The sequence below is a fragment of the Polaromonas sp. CG_9.11 genome (assembly GCF_015752225.1).
Taxonomy (GTDB): domain Bacteria; phylum Pseudomonadota; class Gammaproteobacteria; order Burkholderiales; family Burkholderiaceae_C; genus Polaromonas.
In genome coordinates this window covers 1-21,933 of sequence record NZ_JADOVE010000027.1, presented here as the reverse complement: position 1 = coordinate 21,933, position 21,933 = coordinate 1, and the positions used below count along the sequence as shown (strand labels likewise).

Genomic DNA, 21,933 nt, shown 5'->3' with positions numbered 1-21,933 from the left:
GTTCTGGGCAGTTGCTTCAGTGCAAGCCAGCCGATGACTGAACGTCATGGACCGCCCTCTGACGGGAAAGCTCAAAGGGCGTCCGGTCTGGGGCTGCCAGACACGGCCAGTTCACCAGGTCCGAGGCAATCTGCAAGAAGTCCCGGGCGGCGTTGCTGGCGCTGAAGCCCTGGACAACGCTCAGGTTGAGCCGCCGGGCCTGCGCCAGGAAGGGATCGGCCCTGACAAATCCCGCAGGCTCAAGCGCCATGCCCAGATAGCGGCTGCCGGTGGATGCCAGGTTGGCGAGCAGGCGACGGGCCTGGGCCGGGTCGGCGGCCTCGTTGACCAGCACCCGCAGGTTCGCCAGCGCATGGGCATAGTGCAGCTTCTTGATGCACAGATAGGTTTGCGTGATCGCTTCGCTGCGGGCGGCACAGACCACCAGGATGTGATCTGCACTGGCGGCCAGCGGCGACAGCGTGCCATCGCTGTGCAGGACGGCATCGACCAGCACCAGCCGGCCGCCGCGCGCCGGCGGTGCCACCTGCGGACCGTTGCGCTCGTCCAGCAGCAGCACATCCCGACCCTGCTGTTCGAGGGCAGCCGCCAGGTTGAGGGCGACGCTGCAGGCGCCGCTGTCGCTTGCGCTGTCGACCAGCGTGATACGCCGTGCGGTGTTGCCGGCCATCAGCCGCCGCAGTCCGTCGGCTTGATCGGTCACTGGTTTTTCCACAAACCGTTCCTTGTGCCGCCATCGGCTGCGTGTTGAACTTCGGACACTGGAGCCGACTCGCCGCTTTCCAGCGCATCGAGCAATACATAGAGTTTTCCCAGGCCTTCCAGCAGGACCGGGCCCGGTACCGGCTGGGTCGGCTCGAACGTCTGCCCGGCCAGTTGAGCCAGGACCCTGCGCACCGGTGCCGCCCACGCCTGTTGCGCCTGCTGCAGCCGGAATGCCGTGAGGCAGGTGTGCGCAAGCACGCGAAGGCGGTCTAGCCGGAGTGCGTCGCAGGGGCCGGTGTGGCCTTCGGGGGTCGGCAGCGACTGATCAAGCAGCAGAAAATATGCCTTGGCATCTGCCTGCCAGCTTGCCCACTGGATCAGTTGCTGCGGCCTTGCCTGGACCGTGACACTGGCAAGCAGGTAGCTGTGCGCCACCAGCTTGCCACTGGCGGCATCGACTATACGCCGGACCACGCAGCGCTGCATCTGCGCATCTGACGGCCGGGCGGAGCCCTCTGGTGTGGGCTGCGCAAACACATTGACCAGCATTTCCGCTACCGACAGCAGGCCTGCCCGGCCGCGAAAGGACACCGGCTCCGGCGTGCTGAATTCCAGCCCCGGAAGCAGTTCGTGCAGCGATGCCGACAGACCATCCTCGGCCAGTGCCACCAGCAGGCTGGCTGGTGCGCAAGCCATCCAGGCCAGGCCGCAAGCGTGCCAGGCCTGGATTCGGGCGAACGAGGCCATGCCGGGAAACAGATGAACCACCGGTTTATTGCCAAGCTGTCGCAGGTCCGAAGCAGCCGCCGCTCCCGTTTCAGCTTCAGACCCGCCAGGCGCCAGCAGGGCAGCAAAGGGCAGGCCCGTGCCGTCGGACAACAGGGCAGCCAGCCGCCCTTTCGCAAGGGCTTGTCCACCCGCCGGCAGACTGGTTTCGCCGTGGCTTGCCAGCACGTAACCGCTGCAATGGCGCTGGCTGTCGACTGCTGCCTGTGACAGCAGCCTTTGGCCGATCGCGCCCTCATCTTGTTGTTCTGCGGACTCATCAGACAGTTGGCGGCTGAGCGCACGGCCCGCATCAAAGCCGATGTCGGCCGCCGCCAGCGCCGCCGCATTCGAGGTCAGTTCCTGGGCGTTGTGGGCCAATGTGCGGATCAGTTGCTGGCACTGCAGACGCAGGCGACGGCTGACCGCTTCGGCAGCCGCCACTTTTTCGTCGGAGCGCGCGGGTTGCTCGTCCAGGTCGGCCTCGCCTGGAACAAACCAGGCGCTCTGGCTCCTGGCCTCGAAGACGCTGTCAATCAGCTGGCGGCGGTCACCCAGCACCAGGTTTTCCGGAACCTTCTGCCCGCTGGAGACATAGTGGACCGGCAACTGGTGGCGGATCACGATGTCGATCAGCGCGCCGGGATGCGTCGCTTCGTCCACCTTGGTCAGGATGCAGCCTGCCAGGCCGCTGCCGCTATGCGCCTGGGCGTCGTGGCGATAGGCCTTTACCACTTCATTGAGCGTGTCCCCGTGGCTGGCCGCATTCAGCAGCAGCAGGCGCTTGACCGGACGGCTGGCGCCGCACAGCATGGCGATCTGGTCGGACACGGCGCGGTCGCGCTGGCTCATGCCGACGGTGTCGATGAGCACCATGTGCTTGTCCTGCAGGCTGGCGAGCACCGTTTCCAGGTCGCTCGCATCCTTGACCGCATGCACCGCCACGCCCAGGATCTGACCGTAGATGCGCAACTGCTCATAGGCGCCGATGCGGTAGCTGTCGGTGGTGATCAGCGCGAGTTTTTCAGCCCCGAAACGCATCACGCAGCGCGCCGCGAGCTTGGCGGTGGTGGTGGTCTTGCCGACGCCGGTTGGCCCCATCAGGGCATACACGCCGCCTTCGTTCATCAGCGCGTCCTCGTCCTCCAGCATGGGCATCTGGCAGGCCATGGCCGACTTGAGGTAGTCCAGCCCGCCGGCATGGTTCAGGCCGGCGGGCAGGTCGGCCAGCAGGTCTCTGGCCAGGCGGGCACTGAAGCCGGCGCCCAGCAAGGTGCGCAGCAACTGGCCGCGCAGCGGGTCGCGCCGCTGGGTCTTGTTCCATGCCAGGCCAGCCAGTTGCTCTTCGATCATGCCGCGCATGGAATGGATTTCGCGCAGGACACTGGCATCGCCGCTGCCCGAATCGGCCACGGCCACGGGAGCGGTTGAAACGGCAGGTGCCGGCAGCAGTGGAGCGGGCTGCCCCTCCGGTTCAACGGGAACGGCATCCGCTGGAATGCGGGCGGCGGGCGCCTCCAGCGAAGCCACGATTTCGACACCCTCGGCGGTCACGGTACTTGACAAGATAAAGGCATCCGGACCCAGTTGCTCGCGCATCAGCCGCAGTGCCTTCAGGATCGAAGGTGCCACGATGGCAAGGGTTGGCGCTTCAGCTGGCTGGCCACTGGTCATGACTTGCCTCCAATCGTGGCGGTGACGCGGATGGTGCGGGTGTCAGGAATTTCGGCATGCGACAGCACCTTGAGCTCGGGCAGGCTGCGGCGCAGGAAGCGCGCCAGCAGCACCCGCAGCGGATGCTGCACCACCAGCACGGCTGGCAGGCCCAGTTGCGCCTGGCGCGCCATGGCCGCCTGGGTTTGCTGCAGCAGGTTGTCGGCCAGGCCGGGCTCCAGGCCATTGCTGTTGGAAAGGGCCTGCAGCAGCATGCGGTCAAGCGAGCTGTCCAGGCCGATCACCTGCAGTTGCTCGTTGCCGGGGTAGAGGTCCTGGATGATCGCGCGCCCGAGGGCCAGGCGGATCAGCGAGGTCAGCTCGGTGGTGTCCGCCACCGACGGCGCATGCTCGGCCAGCACATCCAGAATGGTGCGCATGTCCCGGATCGGCACGCTCTCGTCCAGCAGGTTTTGCAGCACCTTCTGCACACTGGTGAGTGACAGCGCCTTGGGCACCAGGTCCTGCACCAGCATCGGTGACTCCTTGCCAATGCGGTCGAGCAGCTGCTGCACTTCCTGGCGCCCGAGCAGTTCGGCTGAATGCGCATGGATCAGGTGGTTCAGGTGCGTGGCCACCACGGTGCTGGCATCGACCACGGTGTAGCCGTAAATCTGCGCCTGCTCGCGCAAGCTGGCGTCAATCCAGATGGCCGGCAAGCCGAAGGCCGGATCCTTGGTCTGGGTGCCAGGCAGCGAGGCACTGACCTGCCCCGGATTGATCGCCATCCACTGGCCGGGCGTTGCTTCGCCGCGCCCGATCTCGACGCCCTTGAGCTTGACGACATAGGCATTCGGCTTGATCTCCAGGTTGTCCCGGATATGCACCACGGGCACCAGAAAACCGATGTCCTGCGCGAACTTCTTGCGGATGCTCTTGATGCGGCCGAGCAATTCGCCGTTTTGCGACATGTCCACCAGCGAAATCAGCCGGTAGCCGACTTCCAGCCCCAGGGGATCGACCAGCGCCACATCGTCCCAGCTGGCTTCCTGCGATTGGGCCGGTGCGGCGACGGGCGGCGGCGCGGCCGCCACTTCGGCCCTGCCGCTGGCCGCCTTGCGCATCACGCGCCGCCCCATCCAGATCAGGCCGCCGGCAATCAAGAGGAAGGCCAGGTTCGGCATGCCCGGAATCATGCCCATCATGCCAATGACGCCGGCGGTCAGGAACAACACCTGCGGGTTGGAGAACAGCTGCCCGGTGAGCTGGCCGCCGACATCCTCGTCGGTGGTCACGCGCGAGACGATCACGCCGGCGGCAGTTGAGATGACCAGTGCCGGTATCTGTGCGACCAGGCCGTCACCGATGGCCAACAGGGTGTAGGTGGTGCCAGCCTCGGAAAAACTCATGCCGTGCTGGGCCACGCCCACCACCAGGCCACCGATGATGTTGATCACCAGGATCAGCAGGCCGGCCACCGCATCGCCGCGCACGAACTTGCTGGCGCCGTCCATCGAGCCATAAAAGTCGGCCTCCTGAGACACCTCTGCGCGGCGTTTGCGCGCCACGTCCTCACCAATCAGGCCGGCATTCAGGTCGGCGTCGATCGCCATCTGTTTGCCCGGCATGGCGTCGAGCGTGAAACGCGCGCCGACCTCGGCGATGCGGCCCGCGCCCTTGGTGATGACCATGAAATTGATCACCACCAGGATGATAAAGACCATCACGCCTACGGCAAAATTGCCCCCCACCAGGAAGTGGCCGAAGGCCTCGATCACCTTGCCGGCGGCATCCGGGCCGGTGTGGCCTTCCATCAGCACGACGCGGGTGGACGCGACATTGAGCGACAGGCGCAGCAGCGTGGTGAACAGCAGCACCGCCGGAAAGGCGGCAAAGTCCAGCGCCTTCATGGTGTACATGCTGACCAGCAGCACCATGATCGACAGCGCGATGTTGAAGGTGAACAGCAGGTCCAGCAGGAACGGCGGCAGCGGCAACACCATCATGCTCAGGATCAAAATGATCAGGATCGGGCCGACCAGGCCCTTGCCCTTGTCGGCGCCGATCATCATGGCCGGCAGACGCCGCAGGGAATCGATCGCGCTCATGCGGGGCTTCCTTCGGAGTCGAGTGTTTCAGGCACGGGCAGGTTCCTTGGCATGGGCGGCAGGGCGCCGCCTTCTTTTGTCTGGCGGTGCAGCTGGTAGGCCCAGGCCAGCACTTCGGCCACGGCGGCATACAGGGCGACCGGGATCTCCGCATCCAGCCGCGTATGGCGGTACAGCGCACGGGTCAGCGGCGGCGCTTCGAGCACCGGAATCTTGTGCTCCTGGGCCAGCGCACGGATGCGCAGGGCCACCAGGTCGGTCCCCTTGGCTATCACGCGCGGCGCGCGCATGTCCTTGTCGCTGTACTTGAGGGCGACGGCAAAATGCGTCGGGTTGGTGACGATGATGTCGGCCTTGGGCACCTCGGCCATCATGCGCCGCTTGGCCATCTGCTGCTGCTGGCGGCGGATCTGCGCCTTGACCTGCGGGTCGCCGTCGCTTTCCTTTTGCTCCTGGCGCAAGTCCTCGCGCGACATTCGCAGCTTTTTATGATGGCTCCAGAGCTGGTAGGGCACGTCGATGGCCGCCACCAGCAGCAGCGAGCCAATGATCAGCGCGCAGGTCTTGGCCACGAGCTGCAGCGTGTGCGCCAGCGCGTTGTGCACCGGCTCGCCCATCAGCGACATGATGCTTGGCAGATTGCCGGAAATCACCCACCATGAAATGCTGCCGACCAGCAGGGACTTGACCAGGGTTTTGACCAGTTCGGCCAGTGTCTCGGTCGAGAACATTCGGCCGATGCCGGCCACCGGGTTCAACTTGGAAAACTTCGGCATCAGCGACTTGCCCGACAGCAGCCAGCCGCCCAGCAGCATCGGGGCGACCAGCGCCGCCACCATCATGGCCGCCAGCAGCGGCGCCAGCGCCTGGAGCGCATGCACGATGGTGCTGCCGGCCTGCACCATCATGTGCGAGGCGTCGAATGCAGAAGCGCGTTCGAACTGAAGGCCGTTGCGCAATGCGCTGCCCAGATGGTCAGCCATCAGGCTGCCGCTGGCCCACAGGCACCCCAGCCCGGTGGACAGCATCACAAAGGTTCCGAGTTCCCGCGAACGGGCAACCTGCCCTTCCTCATGGGCTTTTTCCAGCCGCCGGGGCGAGGCAGGTTCGGTTTTTTCGAGATCACTTTCTTCCGCCATCAATGCTCCGGAGCTTCAGACGCAAAGCCGTCCGACTTCCAGAATTATTGCGGTGCAAGGCCTGGGTCATTAGGCCAAACAAGCCGGCGATAAAGCTGTTCCTTGGCCAATCAGACAGGCTGCCAGCTAAAAACCGAGGCTGGCCAGCAGGTCGTCCACCTGGTCCTGGCCATCGACAGCGTCAGGCTGGCCCGCGACGGTCTGCGGTCCGTGCAGCAGCCCATGGGGGGTGTCAGGGCGTTTTTCAGGCGGCGCATTGTCGATCAGCAGCTGCAGCAGCTGGGTGTCCATGTCCTGGATCACAAGCATCATCTTCTTGATGACCTGGCCCGTCAGGTCCTGAAAATCCTGTGCCATCATGATCTCCATCAGTTGGGCATTGGTGGCGCTGACCTGCTGCGGCACGGTGGCCAGGTAGGCGCGGTTGTCGCGCACCAGTTCGCGTGCCGCATCGAGTTCGACGGGGTACTCGAACCAGGCATCCCAGCGCTTGGTCAATGCCTTGGCCTGGCTGGCCAGGCCATCCTGGATGGGCTGGGCCACGTCGATGGCGTTCAGCGCCCTTTCAGCGGCCCGCTCGGTCATCTGTGCAATGTAGCCCAGCCGGTCGCGCGCATTGGGGATGGCTTCGGCCACTTTGGCAATGCCCTTGTCCAGGCCCAGTTCGCGGATGTTTTCGCGCATCTGGCGCGTCAGGTGGCCGATGCGGTTGATGAGTTGCTCGGCTGAATCGGGAACGGTTTCGCCAGAAGTTGTTTCCTGCGCCATGTCACGCACTCTCTTTCGCGATTTTTTCAAAGATCTTGGTGATCTTTTCTTCCAGTGTGACGGCGGTGAACGGTTTGACCACATAGCCGTTGGCACCCGACTGGGCCGCTGCAATGATGTTTTCCTTTTTCGCTTCGGCCGTCACCATCAGCACCGGCAGCTTGGCCATGGACGCATCGGCGCGTATCGCCTGCAGCATGGCCAGGCCGTCCATGTTCGGCATGTTCCAGTCAGACACGACAAAGCCGTAGTTGCCGCCCTTGAGCTTTTCAAGGCCAATGGCGCCGTCTTCAGCCTCGTCGACATTGATGAATTCGAGCTCTTTGAGCAGGTTGCGAATGATCCGGCGCATGGTCGGAAAATCGTCCACCACCAGGATTTTTATGTTTTTATCTACCACGTTCACTCCAAAAATTGATTGGTCAATACATGCTGCAGGCCAGCAACGCTGCCTGCATGCAAAAAAATTTCCGGCATTTCGCTACACCCGGTTGGCCTGCCCCCCCAATGAACGCAGGTGCGCCATCACACGCTGGCTCAGGTCCTGAAGCGGCACCACCTCGTGCGCAGCACCCAAAGCGATGGCCTCGCGCGGCATGCCGAAGACCACGCAGCTGGCCTCGTCCTGGGCCAGGGTGTAGGCGCCGGCCTGGCGCATGCGCAACAGGCCGTCGGCGCCGTCGCGGCCCATGCCGGTCAGGATCACGCCGATGGCATTTTTTCCGGCATGCCGGGCGGCTGAATCGAACAGCACATCGACCGACGGGCGATGCCGGTTGACCGGCGGTGCCAGGTCCACCTGGGCCACATAGTTGGCGCCGCTGCGCACCAGCGACAGGTGAAATCCGCCCGGTGCGATGTAGGCATGGCCAGGCAATATGCGCTCGCCCTGCACCGCTTCGGACACCACGATGCGGCACAGGCCGTTCAGGCGCTCGGCAAAGGAACGGGTGAACCCGGCCGGCATGTGCTGCGCGATCATGATGCCCGGACTGTCCGGCGGCAGGGGCTGCAGCACCTCCCGGATGGCTTCGGTGCCGCCGGTGGAAGCGCCAATGATGATGAGCTTTTCGGTGCTCAGCAACGGGCTGCGCAGCAGTGGCACATCGGCCGCTGCAGCCGCGCTGCTGCCCGGCGCCGATCGCCTTGCCGGCAGCAGCCGGGCTGCGGCGGCGATACGGATCTTGCCGGCGATCAGCTCGGTGTAGGAAAGGAGTCCATCGCGAATGCCCAGGCGCGGCTTGGTCACGAAGTCGATCGCGCCCAGTTCCAGTGCGCGCAGCGCTGCCTCTGAGCCGTGTTCGGTCAGAGACGACACCATGACCACCGGCATGGGGCGCAGGCGCATCAGTCGTTCCAGAAATTCCAGCCCGTCCATGCGCGGCATTTCCACGTCCAGCGTCATCACGTCCGGGTTGTGTTGCTTGACCAGGTCGCGGGCGATCAGCGGGTCGGACGCCGTGGCCACCACCACCATGTCGGGCTGGCTGTTGATGATCTCGGTCATCAGGCTGCGGATCAATGCCGAATCGTCAACGCAGAGCACCCTGATTTTCCTGTCTGTCATAGCGTCCAGCCCATCTTCTTGTCAAGCGTGTGCGCTGCACCTGCAGCCAGCCTGTCGCCCCTGCCATTGCCTGGCTGCCTGAGCAGCACGCTGGCCAGCGCCTGCTCCTCGCGCTGCACCAGCAGGACATCGTCTTGCTGGCGCAGTTTTCTGACCGTCACCCGGCCGGTGAAAGGAAAAAAGTTGATCCGGCGCGGCAGCTTTCCGCGCAAGTCTTGTGCGGCAATCCGGATGCGCTCTTCCAGCAGGTAGCGCAGCACGAAATCGGCATTGCGTTCGCCAATGTTGAGCAGCGTCATGTTGGCCAGCACGGCACCGCCGCCAAACACCTTGGCTTCCAGGCGCTCGCGCCGCGCGCCAGCCCGGACCACTTCTCCAAGCAGCACCTGCATCGCATGCGCGCCATAACGCATAGCGGCGGCCGCATCGAAAAACAGCGGGTCGGCCGTACCGGGCAGCATGAAGTGGTTCATGCCGCCAATGCCCGAGACGCTATCACGCAGGCAGGCCGACACGCACGAACCGAGCACTGTCGTCAGCACCATGTCCTCGGCCGTGACGTAATACTCTCCCGGCAAAAGCTTGACTGCCGCCAGGCCGAATTCACGGTCGAAATAATGACGCGTGGCCAGCGGCTCTGCTTCCGCCGCGATCATGCCGCGCCTTTCGGCAGATTTTCGGCCAGTCCGTAGACCGTCTGGCCGCGCAGCCGCAAGGTCTGCTGGGCAAAGGAAAAGTTTTCCGAATGCCCGGCAAACAGCAAGGCATCCGGCTTCATCAGGGGAACAAAGCGCTGCAGTATTTTTTCCTGCGTCGGCTTGTCGAAATAGATCATCACATTGCGGCAGAAGATGGCATCGAACAAGCCTTTCAGCGGCCATTTCGGATCGAGCAGGTTGAGTTGCGAAAACTTGACCATGGCGGCCACTTCCGGCCGTATCCGCACCTTGCCTGCATGCGCGCCTGAGCCCTTGAGGAAAAATCGCTTCAAGCGGTCCGCCGGCAGCTTGCTGGCCTGCTCCATCGTGAAAATGCCGTCAACCGCCTTGGCCAGCACCTGCGTGTCGATGTCCGTGGCGACCACGCTGCATGCGCTGGCGCGGCTTCCCAGCGTCTCGATCAGCGTCATCGCGATCGAATAGGGCTCTTCGCCTGTCGATGCGGCCGAGCACCAGATGGTGACCGGTTGCGGGCACTGGCGGACATGCTCGGCAAGCAAAGGGAAATGGTGTGCTTCGCGAAAAAATGCCGTCAGGTTGGTGGTGAGGGCATTCGTGAACAACTCCCACTCGTGGCTGCGCGGGTCGGCTTCCAAAAACCCCAGGTAGGTGGAAAACTCGCGCATTTCCAGTTCACGCAGTCGCCGCGACAGCCGGCTGTAGACCATCTGGCGCTTTTGCACGCTCAGTGAGATGCCGGCGCGCTGGTGGATCAGCTGGCGAATCCGGGCAAAGTCCGTGTCGGTCAAAATAAAATCGGGGCCTGTCGGCGAAAGCGCAGCGACGCGGGGGGATGGATTCATGGCAGGCTAGTGTGAACAGGGGATCGATCACCATTGCCGCCTGGAGGCCAGCAATGGGTAGGCACCAATGTATTCAGGAACCGCCTGCCTTGATGCCCCGAAAAGCATGCCAAACAGCGCCCTCCTTTGCGCATGGACCCGGCTCAGGCAGCTATTCCAGTTCGCATCAGAGATTGATGTCCTGCGCCCACACAATGGCCGACCCGTGAGCCTTGTTCACCTGCGAAGCCGTCATGAACAAGGCATCGGCAAGCGCTGGCGCAGAACCGCTCTGGCCCTCGCAGGCCTCTGCCAGGGCCAGCAAGGGTCCGTAAATGTCCCCCCGATGAAGCAAGGCCTGAACAATCGTGTCGGGCAGGGACACCTGGCGCATCAGTTGCGGCATCGGAATTCCCAGCAGCTGGTCCAGCAATGAGAAAAGTCCCACGACAAACAGGTTTCCCGCTTCGCTCGCAGGCAGCAGGCCCACGCCCAGCAGCTCGACAAATCGCCCCCGCACAATCGCCGCCTGAAGCAATGCCTGAGAAGACCCCGCCGTGCTGGTGGTTGCCAGCAACAGGGCCAGCCAGCGGTACAGTGGCAGGTAGCCCAGCATCGTGATGGCATGGCGCAGCGATTCAATTTCGATCTGAAGTCCGAAGCCCGCGCTGTTGATGTAGCGAAGCAGCTTGTAGGAAAGCATCGCGTCGCGCTGGAGAACCTTTTCCAGTTCACGGATGTCGGCGCACGCCTGAACCATCTTCATCAGTTGCAGGATCAGCACCGTCTGCGAACCCATCTCGGCAATGCGCGGCAGGCTGCGCGGCGACGCACACATATTTTCAAAAAACCCTGCCAGTCCCAGTGCCGCGCAGGCGTCGAACGCGTTCCAGTCCGACACCTGGTTGACTATCAGTTTCAGTGCAGGCTCGGCGAGCGCTGCCAAGCGTGCAATCTGCGCCAGGTCGGGATTCGCCAGATCAGCCGTGACAAAGGCCATCAGCGAAAGCAAGCCGTCGCTCGAATCAAACAGCGCCACATCCGGATGGCACAGCGCCAGCCGAAAGCCGTGGGCATGCAGCGACATCGCCAGCTCGATGCCTTCCGGGCAGGCCAGTTCTGCCTGGCTGAACATCAGGACCGTCGTGGCGGGGTTGAGGTGCTGCAGGCTATTGGAATTCAGGGTAGCCGCCTGGATTTCAATGAAAAACAGGCTGGCCCCAGACTGACGGGGGAACTGCGCCATCAGCGCCAGCATCGGCTGTGTTGTCCGGTCTGGCCGCGCAGTGCCCGCTTGGGCGTCCTGCCATGAAAGGCGATAGCCCAGCACGCGCTGAGTGGCGTCGAGCAGGGCCGTTCGGGAAAAATAGTTGTCGGGGTTCATGGGTTTGAAGGACAGACGTCTGCGCCGTTGAACCATTGATTGTTCAACGGCTGCAGTCGGGTTGTGTTCCAGCGCGTAGCCGGTTTTGGGCAAAGGATGGGAAAAGAGCGGCGGTGGGTGTCAAGATTGAACATATAAGGACAGCAGCACCGCAGAACAGGAATCTTGCATGCCATGATTTTCAGGCAGTCTCCTCGGGCGACAGGCGCAGAACAAGCGCTTGATCGGCCCTTTGATCCAAGGATTCAAACGCGCCGTCCGCGCCGTGCGCTTGCACAGGAAATTCAGGAACCCAGGAATTCGCCAATCGGCTTGAGGTCTTCGACCCGATCGCAGACCGACTTGACGATCATCAGGATCGGAATGCCAAGCAACAGGCCCCACACCCCCCAGAGCCAGCCCCAGGCCAGCAAGCCCATGAACACGGCGACCGGGCTGAGCCGGCTGGCGCGGCTGGTCAGCCAGGGCGTGAGCAGATTGCCCACCAGCGTGTGGATCACGATCGAAGTGCCGCCCACGGCCATCGCCATGTTGATCGAGCCGAACTGCAGGAAAGCGACCAGCGCCGAGGCGGCCGCCGTGACCAGCGAGCCGATGTAGGGCACCAGGTTGAGCACGCAGGCGACCACGCCCCAGACGGCGGCATTGTCCAGCCCGAGGAACATCAGCGCCCCTGCCGTCAGCACGCCGACCAGCAGGCTGGTCAGCAACTGCACCTGCAGATAGCGCTGGATCTGCCCGGCAATCTCGTGCAGCGCCTGCAAGGTGATTTTTTTCTTGCTCAGGCTTGGCCCGGCCAGCTTGACCAGCTTGCGCCGAAAGGTGTCGCCCGAAAGCATCAGGAAATAGGTCAGGAACACCACCACCGCGATTTGTCCGATGAGGGCCAGCAGGCCGATGGTGCCGGTCCACAGGTAGTCCTTGATGTTGAAGCGAGGCGCCTCGATCACCACCCGGGTCGCACCCCGGTTGGGACCGGTGACGGCAGCGCTTTCCCGGGTGGCCTGCTCGATCTGGGCGGCCGCCTTCTGCACCGTTTCCAGCGGGCTGCTCGATTTTCCGCTGCCCGACCTGAGCGCCTGCCCAAGCTTTTGCGCCGCCGCCGGCAAGGCCTCGATCAGCTGCGTGGCTTCAAGCCGCAGCAGGTAGGCGCCGGATCCCATCGCGCCCAGGATGCCCAGCAGCAGCACGGCCGAACTCAGCCAGCGCGGTACGCGCCTGGTTTCCATCCAGTTGATCAGCGGCGAAAAGGCGTAGCTGAGCAGCACGCTGAGCATGATCGGGATGAGAACGACCCGTGCCCACTGGAGCACGAAGAGGCTGGCCATGATTGCCAGGATCACCAGCGACACGTTGCGCACGTCCACCGGCATGTGCAAGATAAACCGTTCCGGCTCGGGAAAGACCGTGACATCGGGTTCTGCGACGACCGGCTCGTCTGCCCTGGTTTCTTCGGCCATTTGTCATCCTCGTTAATCGTTAAGGTTGGGTGCTTGCGCCCGGCGATCTGTCAGGCACAGCGGGACGGTTGAGTTGGCGTATTGCACCCGAAAACCCGGAACTACACCATAGGACGCCTCCCCGCAAACTGGACAGTAGCAGGCGTGACCGGCTGCCAGCACCCACCGCAACCCGACCGGGAAAGGCCTCCACGGCCGGCCTTGAGACACCCACACAATCAGCCGGCAATGGCTTCCCGGACAGCGCCAAGCTGGCGGCGCGACACCGTCAGCAATTCATCCAGGCCATTGAGCCGCACGGCCCAGCCCTCGCCTTCTTCGAGATCGAAATGCTTTTCCAGCGTGCGCACCGCGTTCCGGGCAATCAGCGCATTGCGGTGAATCCGCATGAACCGGCGGCCATAACGCGCTTCCAGCTCGCCGAGCGAGCCATCCAGAATGTAGCTGCGCCTGAGGGTGCGCACCGTGATGTACTTCAGCTCTGCCTTGAAATACAGCACCTCCGACAGCGGCACGCGTTCGGTCCGGCCCCGGTCCTGAATAAGCAGGTTGTCTTCAAACTTTTCGGGCGCCTTCACAACACCGGCTTGCATAAGACGCTCTACTTTTTGCAGCGACTGCTGCAACCGCTCCAGACGCACCGGCTTGGTCAGGTAGTCCACCGCGTCCAGCTCGAAAGCCTGCACCGCGTGTCCTGGATGCGCGGTAACGAACACCACGGACGGCGGCTGGGGCAAACCGGCGATCAGCCCGGCGAACGCCATGCCATCCATCCCGGGCATGTGGATGTCAAGCAGCACGGCATCGAACGGCTGGCGCTGCAGCGCGCTCATGGCCTGCACCGCGTTGGCGGCCTCGGCGGCCACCACGGCGCAAGGCGCCGTGCAGTCGCCCAGCAAGGTGCGCAGGCGCGATCTGGCCAGCGCCTCGTCGTCAACCAGCAAAATGGTCAAAGCTCTCACAGCGGCACCTCCAGCCTGACCTGAAACAGGCCGTCTTTGCAGGTCGTCCTGAACTGCGCCTGCACATCATGCAGCAGGAACAGTCGCTCGCGCACATTGGTCAGCGCCAGCCCGTGGCCCGGCCGGCCACTTCCGGCGGGCGCCGAATTGGTCACCTTGATGACCACAGTGCCGCCTCGCCGGGTCGTTGAGATGAGGATTCTTGCGCCGCTGGCACTGGGCTCCACGCCGTGCAGCACGGCATTTTCAACCAGCGGCTGCAGCAGCAGCGGTGGCAGTCGGGCCGCGTCAGCGCCGGGGTCCAGGCTCCACTGCACGCGCAGCCTGTCGCCAAAGCGGACCTGCTCGATTTCCAGGTAACGCTGCGCCAGAAAAATTTCCTGCGCCAGCGTGACCGACTCGGCCGGGTCGGCCAGCGCACTGCGAAACAGCTCGCTCAGGTCTTCCAGCACCGCCTCGGCCTTGGCCGGCTCGGCGCGCACCAGTGCAATCGCGCTGTTCAGCGTATTGAACAAAAAATGCGGCCGGATGCGCGACTGCAGTTCGGCCAGGCGCGCTGTCGTGGCTGCAGGCATGCGCGCCTTGGCGCGCCAGATCAGCCCTGCCAGCACCAGCGCCGACAGCAGCACGCCCGACGCACCGCTGGCCCACCAGGAAGGAGACGACAGCAACCCCATCAGCGCCAGCAGGCCGCAGCCATAGGCACCGGCCACGGCGCCCATCACCGTGCCGGCCAGCCACTGCAACGAAACACCAAGCCGGTTCAGCCGGCCCTTGAAAACGCAGACGGCAACCAGCCAGGCCAGCGTTGCCGGCAGCACGCCGCCGGTCAGCAGCGAAAACCGCAGCAACCAGTCCAGCGGGTCCAAGGTGCCGAACATCGCGGCCACGCCGGCGACTGCCTGCACCAGCAGCACAACCCGCAGCACCACGCCCACATGGCAGGTGTCAAACAGCATGGCGCGAGGCGCGAACGGTGACACGGCGGCAATGGTGTCGGTCGGCGCCAGGCCGCCATGCAGCGTGGAATTGTCAAAGTCCTGTGGAGCGGTGGTTGGCGTCATTGAAAGAAAGCAGGGGTTGTCATTCTTCAGTTCCGGGTGATTTTCAGGCATGCAGGCGCGCAGATAAAATTACCCTGATGAGTATTGCACCGGCCAGGGCCTTCAAGCTACTCCGCTGAACACTATTTCAGCCACTGGCCCATCGCGCCCACACAGCGCTCTTTTCAACCCGCCCCGCGCCTGCCACTTCTAGAAAGCCCGACGTGAATCAATTCGACAAGAAATCCCAAGCCTGGTCCGCCCTGTTTTCCGAGCCCATGAGCGACCTGGTCAAGCGCTACACCTCCAGCGTGTTTTTCGACAAGCGGCTGTGGCAGGCCGACATCGCCGGTTCGCTGGCGCATGCCGACATGCTGGCCGCGCAAGGCATCATCGCCCCGGCCGACCATGACGCCATCCAGTACGGCATGGCGCAAATCACCCGCGAGATCGAAGCCGGCGAATTTGAATGGAAGCTCGACCTTGAAGACGTTCATCTGAACATCGAGGCGCGCCTGACCCAACTCGTCGGTGACCCGGGCAAGCGTCTGCACACCGGCCGCTCGCGCAACGACCAGGTCGCCACCGACGTGCGCCTGTGGCTGCGCGGTGAGATCGACCTGATCGGCGGCCTGCTGGTGGACCTGCAAAAGGCGCTAGTCGAGATCGCCGAGAAAAACGTCGAGGTCATCCTGCCCGGCTTCACGCACCTGCAGGTGGCCCAGCCGGTGAGCTTTGGCCACCACATGCTGGCCTATGTCGAGATGTTCAGCCGCGACGCCGAGCGCATGGGCGAAGTGCGCCGCCGCGTGAACCGCCTGCCACTGGGCGCCGCCGCGCTGGCCGGCACCAGCTATCCGCTGGACCGCGAGCGTGTTGCCACGACACTGGGCATGGTCGATGAACAGGGCCGGCCGCAGGTCTGCCAGAACAGCCTGGACGCCGTCAGCGACCGCGACTTTGCGATTGAATTCACCGCCGCCGCCTCGCTGGCGATGGTGCACATCAGCCGTTTCAGCGAAGAGCTGATTTTGTGGATGAGCCAGAACTTCAGTTTCATTCACATTGCCGACCGCTTCACCACCGGCTCGTCGATCATGCCGCAGAAGAAAAACCCCGACGTGCCCGAACTCGCGCGCGGCAAGACCGGCCGCGTGGTTGGCCACCTGATGGGCCTGATCACCTTGATGAAGGGCCAGCCGCTGGCCTACAACAAGGACAACCAGGAAGACAAGGAGCCGCTGTTCGACACCGTGGACACGCTGAAAGACACGCTGCGCATCTTTGCCGAAATGGTCGGCGGCATCACCGTCAAGCCTGAAGCCATGGAGCGCGCCGCCCTGCGCGGCTACGCCACCGCCACCGATCTGGCCGACTACCTGACGAAAAAAGGCCTGCCCTTTCGCGATGCGCATGAAACCGTCGCCCATGCGGTCAAGGCCGCCACGTCGCATCAGGTCGATCTGTCGGAACTGCCGCTGGCGGTGTTGCAGGAGTTCAATCCGTCGATTGAAAAGGACGTGTACGAGGTGCTAAGCCTGCGCGGCTCGCTGAATGCGCGGAACATCCTGGGTGGCACGGCGCCAAGCCAGGTGCGGGCGCAGATTGCGCGGCACCGGGCGCGGCTGGGGTGACGGTTTGAAGGCTTGAAGGCTTGAAGGCTTGAAGGCTTGAAAGGCTGATGAAAAGACAAGCTGAATGGGACAGCGCCATGGTGCGGCCCGACCAGCGACGCGACCATGGCGAGCAGCGTAGGGTGGCGTTGGGCAAGATCGGTTTGCGCATCATGGCGGTGGTGTTCGTTGACCGCCCGCCAGAGCGCCGCATCATCAGCTTGAGAAAAGCCAATAGCCGAGAGGTGAAACGCCATGCCGAAACTTAAAGCCGGAACTATTATTACAACGCCTGCCGAGGGTGCCGCCCTTCATAAGGCGGCCCTGTCTGATCCGGACGCCGTTGTCTTGACGGATGCCCCATGGGATCAGGTCAAGCCCCTGGTGCGCCGTGGCCGTCCGCTGGGCAGCGGCACCAAGACACAGGTCACGCTGCGGCTTGATGTGGAGGTGGTGGAGAAATTCAGGGTGACAGGCGACGGCTGGCAAACCCGCATCAATGACGCCTTGAAAAGCTGGGTCAAGCGTCAAGCATGAATGAATGACTGCGCATCCGTGTGGCATGAACGCGCTACGCAAGCCTGCTTTGCCGAACTTGACACAATGGTTTTACAGAGATTAATCATGCCCAATCATCATGTTTAAAATGGCCTGGCATCGGGCGCAGTTGGGCTGTTTTTTTGACGTCGGCGGGAATGTGATGCTGAGTATTCTGGATTTATTTGAGGCCGATAGCGTTATGGTTCCTGAATGCCTTCATACCTGATGTTTGGCGGATTGACATACGAAGTTCATCCGCAAAATTTTAGGTTTGCCTAAATGACGAATAGCGCGTGATTTGAGAGAAAAATCTGGACTATCAAGCAAATGGCAATGCGTTAGGCAGTGCTGTGGCAATAAGATGATGTCGTCCAATTAACGTTAGGTTGCGAAAGCCATCCATGCCGTGCATCATGCCAAAACTGCCTTTAGCGCACGTCTTGCCTGCGCAGACAGCTATCTTTTTTGCAGCGGTGCCTGTTCTGGCTGGCCGGCTTGGTGTCGCGCCGGCGCTTGCGCGCTTTGGGCCGCAGCGGTTTGCCGAGCGTGCTAGTTTTACCCTCAGCGTCCTAACCCGGCGTTGCAGTGGATTGCTTCGCAACCACTGAACTTCAACGTTAGGTTTTATACAGTCACGCATGCCAAACTTCATGCCCAAGGTGCCGCTAGCGAACGCCCTGCCTGTGCTTTCAGCTATGCTTTCCATAGTGGCGGCGCTACCGCGCTTCGGGCTTTCGGGTTGCGCCACGAATGCTTGTTCTACCACCAAGGTCCTAACCCGGCATTGCAGTGGATCGGCTTCGCCGCCCACTGAATTCATACGTTAGGTTTGTAAAGTCAACCATGCCAAAGTTCACGCCCAAGGTGCCGCTAGCGCACGCTCTGCCTGTGCTTCCAGCTATGCTTTCCATAGTGGCGGCGCTACCGCGCTTTTTGCTTCCGGGTTGCGCCAGGCGTGTCGGTTCAACCCCCATGCTCCTAACCCAGCATTGCAGTGGATCGGCTTCGCCGCCCACTGAATTCAAACGTTAGGTTTTATACAGTCACGCATGCCAAACTTCATGCCCAAGGTGCCGCTAGCGAACGCCCTGCCTGTGCTTTCAGCTATGCTTTCCATAGTGGCGGCGCTACCGCGCTTCGGGCTTTCGGGTTGCGCCACGAATGCTTGTTCTACCACCAAGGTCCTAACCCGGCATTGCAGTGGATCGGCTTCGCCGCCCACTGAATTCATACGTTAGCGAATCGTAATCCATGAAGCCCGTACTCCACATAGCATCCGATGCCAACGACCCGTTTCTAAGTTCGTTAGTGGCTTGCATCAAATCCATCAACTGTGCCGAGCACTTTACCGATCATCTCGGAAAGATCCAGACCGAACAGGCCTCTGTAGTCCAGCGATTTCAAAAAGCCGTTTCCGTTAGCTTGGCAGCAGTTCTCCCACAAATGCAATGGTCGCTCGAACATCAGCAAAACTCGGGAAGCAAAGATGCTGTGGACATCTTTGGCACGAGCAGCGAAGCTCTGGTGGTAATTGAACTAGACAAAAATCGCGCGGATCAGGTTGCAAAGAAGTTCGTGTCACGCTCAGCGATATTCAAAGACAAGAAAATTTACTACATATCTCTGTGTTATCCAGGAACGGATCGCATGAGCGTGGGTGAGTGCATCAAGTATTTTGGTTACTGCGCTAATCTTTCTCAGAGGCTTGGCAATGTATATGCTGGCTTCGTTATCCAAAAAACATAATTGTCGTATCAAGCCGACGGCCCTGCCTGTTTGGCTGCTATCCTTTCCATCGTGTTGGCGCTATCGCGCCGTTCGCTGGGTGGTTTTTCCATGCATGCTGATTCCGGCAGCAAGGCCCTAACCAGGCATTGCAGTGGATCGGCTTCGCCGCCCACTGAATTCACACGTTAGGTTTGCAGAAACGCCCTATGCCGAAACTTGCGCCAAATGTGCAGCTAGCGCACATCCTGCATGTGCTTTCAGCTATGCTTAACGTAGCACCGGCGCTACCGCGCTTTTTGCTTCCGGGTTGCGCCAGGCGTGTCGGTTCCAGCACCAAGGTTCTAACCCGGCATTGCAGTGGATCGGCTTCGCCGCCCACTGAATTCACACGTTAGGCGGCAAAGAACGTGGCTGATACCCAATTCAAATACACCATCGAGCTCCTGAAGGAGTACTCCGCCGCTGCGTTGAAAAATGCGGGCGAGTTGGTGGACGAGGCCACTCTGCTCCAGGACAGAAAACATCGATCTCGTGCTTACTTCCTTGCTGTCGCCGCGATAGAGGAGATAGGGAAGGCAATCCTCGCATTCGATGGCGAGGGCAGAAACCTGAAGGATTCCGCTGTAACTGCAAAGTTGCGGCGCGCAATGGAGGATCACTCTCAGAAGGTCACTTCAGCGTTCATCCCAATACTCCTCTCAAGCACTGACCTTCGGCAGGCACTTATGCTGCTTGTCGATTTGATGATCCATGTGAAGCGGGGACGCGAGCCTTCGATGTATACGGACATCAACTATGAAACTGGCAAGATTCAGCAACCGATGGCCGTTGTGAGAGATGTCGCTGCACGAGAGTGCGTTCGCCTGGCGCGGGATTGCTTAGTGGCGGCCCAAAAGCACATCGCCGAGAAGACACCGCATCCCAAGTCAGCGGCAGATGACGCGCTCTTTGCAATGAAGTCAGATCAGATGCACAAAATCTTAAACACAGAGGGTTTCTGGTGGTACTACATTGCACAATTGAACGCCGGAGTCCAAAACTTCTCCACCGCTGTCATCACGTACCAACGCGAGTACGCGGCTAAGGGCAAAACATATCAGCGGCCAGCGGGAGTAGATGGTGGCGAGCGTGGCCAGTCCGCTTAATAAGTCAATCGACGCGGACGGCCTACCGGCGGGCTGCGCCCGCCTTACTGTCCGCCGGTCATCTCCAACGTTAGGCTGCGCAATGTCACTCATGCCGAAGTTCATGCCCAAGGTGCCGCTTGCGCATGCTCTGTCTGTTCTTTCAGTGGTACTTTCCCTTGCGCCGGCGCGTCCGCACTTTGGGCTGGGCCGGTTTTTTGGCCGCGCTGGTTTTGTCCCCGATGTCCTAACCCGGCATTGCAGTGGATCGGCTTCGCCGCCCACTTAATTCATACGTTAGGTTGCTATCGAGCGCTGAGAACCTGAATTGACGTCACTACGTATTGTCTATACACTCTGTCGATGGAGTTCACTTGGTCAGAGCGAAAGCGTGCCATCAACCTTAAAGAACATGGGCTTGATTTCGTCGATGCTCAGAGCGTGTTCGAAGCAGCGACTTATACCTACGAAGATGACCGGTTCTCCTATGGCGAGCAGCGCTTCATCACTCTCGGCCTGCTGTCTGGTATTCCAGTATCAATCGCACATACGGAGAACGATTATGAAATCCGCGTCATCTCTTTCCGCAAAGCAACCCACCGTGAAGCACAAATCTATTTCAGTGAAGTCCAAAACTGACTGGGCTCGCCTCAGGGATGCAGCTATGCCGGGACAGCCCAAGACCGAACACCCCGAAGCCGATGTGAAGCACATCGTTCGCGGCATGGTGCGTCGTGGACTTCAGCCACTTCCATCCAAAGCCTCTATTTCGCTACGCGTCGACCAGGACGTTCTTGAGTGGTTCAAGGCTCAGGGGCCGGGTTATCAAACCCGCATCAATATAGTTCTTCGCGCATTTCGCGATGCATCCGTCTAACAGTTCCATCGAGCAGCCCGCGCACGCTCTGCCTGCGCTGGCTGTTATGCATTCCACAGTGGCTGCGCTATCGCGCTTTTCGCTGTGTAGTTTTTCAAGCAATGCTTGTTGTGACGCCAAGGTCCTAACCCGGCATTGCAGTGGACCGCTACGCGTCCACTGAATTCAGACGTTAGCGCGCATCAATCATGATCCAACACAAACGTCTCACCGCCAGCCTTGAAGGCGATTTCGTCGTCTTCCTTATCGGAATGCGCATCAACAGCCCGTTGAAGGTTCACAAATGGCTGCCGGTTGCTCAGGCAATGCCACGAATGATTAAAGAGCTCTATCGCCAGCCTGAGCTGGGCTTTATGCATGCCGAGATGTGGTTCTCTCGAACGATCATTCTTGTCCAATACTGGCGCTCGATGGAGCAACTCTTGGCCTACGCAAAGAACAAAGAGGCCGAGCACTTACCGGCTTGGCAAGCATTCAACAAGTCCGTTGGCACCGATGGTTCGGTGGGCATTTGGCACGAAACATACGCCGCTTCGCCCGGAACATACGAAAGCGTGTATGTCAACATGCCCCCTTTTGGTCTTGGTAGGGCGGGCAAATTGCAACCCGCCACAGGAGGAGAGCAGTCTGCCTCTGGCAGGCTTCAGGCGGGCGAGAATGCGCGCTAAGTCACTCGGGCCAATCCCTATGCCCAAGGCGCTCGCAGCGCATGCTCTGTCTGTTTTGGCTGCTATGCTTTCCGTAGTGGCGGCGCTACCGCGCTTTGGGCTTCCGGGTTGCGCCACGAATGCTTATTCGATCACCAAAGTTCTAACCCGGCATTGCAGTGGATCGGCTTCGCCGCCCACTTAATTCACACGTTAGGTGCTCTAGGAAAGTATGTCGCTCACCACAGCACAAATCGGTGGCTGTCAAGGAAGTTGTCGCCTGAAGTGAAGTGAGTCAGGCTACTTTTTGCGTGTTTCGAAGCTCCTTGATTTGTGGGGTTTCTGGGTT

General features: G+C 61.5%; 21 protein-coding genes. 8 read left to right on the top strand and 13 right to left on the bottom strand.

Features of this window, described 5'->3' with window-relative positions; translation table 11 throughout:
- Positions 1 to 16: 16 nt before the first annotated feature.
- The 13 genes from IWX85_RS17925 to IWX85_RS17865 all read right to left on the bottom strand — a co-directional run bounded on the left by IWX85_RS17925 (position 17) and on the right by IWX85_RS17865 (position 15,076).
- Positions 17 to 715 (bottom strand): flagellar biosynthesis protein FlhG, encoded by a 699-nt coding sequence (locus IWX85_RS17925; RefSeq protein WP_196870651.1) that lies wholly within the window; start codon positions 713 to 715, stop codon positions 17 to 19.
- Complete coding sequence (gene flhF / locus IWX85_RS17920) at positions 700 to 3,144, bottom strand: flagellar biosynthesis protein FlhF (protein WP_196870650.1); 2,445 nt, start codon at positions 3,142 to 3,144, stop codon at positions 700 to 702. The genes IWX85_RS17925 and flhF overlap by 16 nt, the downstream gene beginning before the upstream one ends.
- Positions 3,141 to 5,231 carry a flagellar biosynthesis protein FlhA gene (gene flhA / locus IWX85_RS17915; protein ID WP_196870649.1) on the bottom strand — a complete coding sequence of 697 codons (2,091 nt, stop codon included), beginning with the start codon at positions 5,229 to 5,231 and terminating at the stop codon, positions 3,141 to 3,143. The genes flhF and flhA overlap by 4 nt, the downstream gene beginning before the upstream one ends.
- The gene (flhB, locus tag IWX85_RS17910) at positions 5,228 to 6,370 is read right to left on the bottom strand and encodes a flagellar biosynthesis protein FlhB (RefSeq protein ID WP_196870648.1); all 1,143 of its coding nucleotides are present in this window, start codon (positions 6,368 to 6,370) and stop codon (positions 5,228 to 5,230) included. Before flhB ends, flhA begins: the two co-directional genes overlap by 4 nt.
- Before the next feature lie 126 nt (positions 6,371 to 6,496).
- A complete protein-coding gene (gene cheZ, locus IWX85_RS17905) occupies positions 6,497 to 7,138 on the bottom strand; it encodes a protein phosphatase CheZ (RefSeq protein ID WP_196870647.1) in 642 nt (213 codons plus the stop codon).
- Position 7,139: 1 nt separating this feature from the next.
- Positions 7,140 to 7,538 carry a chemotaxis response regulator CheY gene (gene cheY, locus IWX85_RS17900; protein ID WP_036812340.1) on the bottom strand — a complete coding sequence of 133 codons (399 nt, stop codon included), beginning with the start codon at positions 7,536 to 7,538 and terminating at the stop codon, positions 7,140 to 7,142.
- Positions 7,539 to 7,619: 81 nt separating this feature from the next.
- On the bottom strand, positions 7,620 to 8,705 hold the full coding sequence (locus IWX85_RS17895) for a chemotaxis response regulator protein-glutamate methylesterase (protein WP_196870646.1): 1,086 nt from the start codon (positions 8,703 to 8,705) through the stop codon (positions 7,620 to 7,622).
- Entirely contained in the window at positions 8,702 to 9,361 is a 660-nt protein-coding gene (gene cheD / locus IWX85_RS17890) for a chemoreceptor glutamine deamidase CheD (protein ID WP_196870645.1), read from the bottom strand. Before cheD ends, IWX85_RS17895 begins: the two co-directional genes overlap by 4 nt.
- A complete protein-coding gene (locus IWX85_RS17885; protein ID WP_196870644.1) occupies positions 9,358 to 10,227 on the bottom strand; it encodes a CheR family methyltransferase in 870 nt (289 codons plus the stop codon). Before IWX85_RS17885 ends, cheD begins: the two co-directional genes overlap by 4 nt.
- 166 nt (positions 10,228 to 10,393) lie before the next feature.
- Positions 10,394 to 11,590, bottom strand: a complete 1,197-nt coding sequence (locus IWX85_RS17880) for an EAL and HDOD domain-containing protein (RefSeq protein WP_196870643.1) — start codon at positions 11,588 to 11,590, stop codon at positions 10,394 to 10,396.
- Between the two features lie 284 nt (positions 11,591 to 11,874).
- Positions 11,875 to 13,050, bottom strand: a complete 1,176-nt coding sequence (locus IWX85_RS17875) for an AI-2E family transporter (protein ID WP_196870642.1) — start codon at positions 13,048 to 13,050, stop codon at positions 11,875 to 11,877.
- A 218-nt stretch (positions 13,051 to 13,268) separates the two neighbouring features.
- On the bottom strand, positions 13,269 to 14,003 hold the full coding sequence (locus tag IWX85_RS17870; protein ID WP_196870666.1) for a LytTR family DNA-binding domain-containing protein: 735 nt from the start codon (positions 14,001 to 14,003) through the stop codon (positions 13,269 to 13,271).
- A gap of 5 nt (positions 14,004 to 14,008) precedes the next feature.
- Entirely contained in the window at positions 14,009 to 15,076 is a 1,068-nt protein-coding gene (locus IWX85_RS17865; protein WP_196870641.1) for a sensor histidine kinase, read from the bottom strand.
- A gap of 203 nt (positions 15,077 to 15,279) precedes the next feature.
- Between IWX85_RS17865 and argH the strand changes: the two genes are divergently transcribed.
- The 8 genes from argH to IWX85_RS17825 all read left to right on the top strand — a co-directional run bounded on the left by argH (position 15,280) and on the right by IWX85_RS17825 (position 21,605).
- Positions 15,280 to 16,689: an argininosuccinate lyase gene (gene argH / locus IWX85_RS17860; protein ID WP_196870640.1), complete on the top strand. Its 1,410-nt coding sequence runs from the start codon at positions 15,280 to 15,282 to the stop codon at positions 16,687 to 16,689.
- Between the two features lie 47 nt (positions 16,690 to 16,736).
- Entirely contained in the window at positions 16,737 to 16,937 is a 201-nt protein-coding gene (locus tag IWX85_RS17855) for a BrnT family toxin (RefSeq protein WP_196870639.1), read from the top strand.
- The gene (locus tag IWX85_RS17850; protein WP_196870638.1) at positions 16,924 to 17,205 is read left to right on the top strand and encodes a BrnA antitoxin family protein; all 282 of its coding nucleotides are present in this window, start codon (positions 16,924 to 16,926) and stop codon (positions 17,203 to 17,205) included. Before IWX85_RS17855 ends, IWX85_RS17850 begins: the two co-directional genes overlap by 14 nt.
- Before the next feature lie 1,254 nt (positions 17,206 to 18,459).
- Positions 18,460 to 18,954 carry a hypothetical protein gene (locus tag IWX85_RS17845; protein ID WP_196870637.1) on the top strand — a complete coding sequence of 165 codons (495 nt, stop codon included), beginning with the start codon at positions 18,460 to 18,462 and terminating at the stop codon, positions 18,952 to 18,954.
- A 389-nt stretch (positions 18,955 to 19,343) separates the two neighbouring features.
- A complete protein-coding gene (locus tag IWX85_RS17840) occupies positions 19,344 to 20,081 on the top strand; it encodes an AbiV family abortive infection protein (protein ID WP_196870636.1) in 738 nt (245 codons plus the stop codon).
- Between the two features lie 342 nt (positions 20,082 to 20,423).
- Positions 20,424 to 20,699 carry a BrnT family toxin gene (locus IWX85_RS17835; protein WP_196870635.1) on the top strand — a complete coding sequence of 92 codons (276 nt, stop codon included), beginning with the start codon at positions 20,424 to 20,426 and terminating at the stop codon, positions 20,697 to 20,699.
- Complete coding sequence (locus tag IWX85_RS17830; RefSeq protein ID WP_370584324.1) at positions 20,662 to 20,937, top strand: BrnA antitoxin family protein; 276 nt, start codon at positions 20,662 to 20,664, stop codon at positions 20,935 to 20,937. The genes IWX85_RS17835 and IWX85_RS17830 overlap by 38 nt, the downstream gene beginning before the upstream one ends.
- A 188-nt stretch (positions 20,938 to 21,125) precedes the next feature.
- Positions 21,126 to 21,605, top strand: coding sequence for a DUF4188 domain-containing protein (locus IWX85_RS17825; protein WP_196870634.1), 480 nt, complete (start codon positions 21,126 to 21,128; stop codon positions 21,603 to 21,605).
- Positions 21,606 to 21,933 lie beyond the last annotated feature (328 nt).

Coding starts and splice junctions, on each gene's coding strand:
- flhF (WP_196870650.1), bottom strand. CDS start 3,144: ATGACCAGTGGCCAGCCAGCTGAAGCGCCAACCCTTGCCATCGTGGCA.
- flhA (WP_196870649.1), bottom strand. CDS start 5,231: ATGAGCGCGATCGATTCCCTGCGGCGTCTGCCGGCCATGATGATCGGC.
- flhB (WP_196870648.1), bottom strand. CDS start 6,370: ATGGCGGAAGAAAGTGATCTCGAAAAAACCGAACCTGCCTCGCCCCGG.
- cheZ (WP_196870647.1), bottom strand. CDS start 7,138: ATGGCGCAGGAAACAACTTCTGGCGAAACCGTTCCCGATTCAGCCGAG.
- IWX85_RS17895 (WP_196870646.1), bottom strand. CDS start 8,705: ATGACAGACAGGAAAATCAGGGTGCTCTGCGTTGACGATTCGGCATTG.
- cheD (WP_196870645.1), bottom strand. CDS start 9,361: ATGATCGCGGCGGAAGCAGAGCCGCTGGCCACGCGTCATTATTTCGAC.
- IWX85_RS17885 (WP_196870644.1), bottom strand. CDS start 10,227: ATGAATCCATCCCCCCGCGTCGCTGCGCTTTCGCCGACAGGCCCCGAT.
- IWX85_RS17880 (WP_196870643.1), bottom strand. CDS start 11,590: ATGAACCCCGACAACTATTTTTCCCGAACGGCCCTGCTCGACGCCACT.
- IWX85_RS17875 (WP_196870642.1), bottom strand. CDS start 13,050: ATGGCCGAAGAAACCAGGGCAGACGAGCCGGTCGTCGCAGAACCCGAT.
- IWX85_RS17865 (WP_196870641.1), bottom strand. CDS start 15,076: ATGACGCCAACCACCGCTCCACAGGACTTTGACAATTCCACGCTGCAT.
- IWX85_RS17855 (WP_196870639.1), top strand. CDS start 16,737: ATGAAAAGACAAGCTGAATGGGACAGCGCCATGGTGCGGCCCGACCAG.
- IWX85_RS17850 (WP_196870638.1), top strand. CDS start 16,924: ATGCCGAAACTTAAAGCCGGAACTATTATTACAACGCCTGCCGAGGGT.
- IWX85_RS17845 (WP_196870637.1), top strand. CDS start 18,460: ATGAAGCCCGTACTCCACATAGCATCCGATGCCAACGACCCGTTTCTA.
- IWX85_RS17835 (WP_196870635.1), top strand. CDS start 20,424: ATGGAGTTCACTTGGTCAGAGCGAAAGCGTGCCATCAACCTTAAAGAA.
- IWX85_RS17825 (WP_196870634.1), top strand. CDS start 21,126: ATGATCCAACACAAACGTCTCACCGCCAGCCTTGAAGGCGATTTCGTC.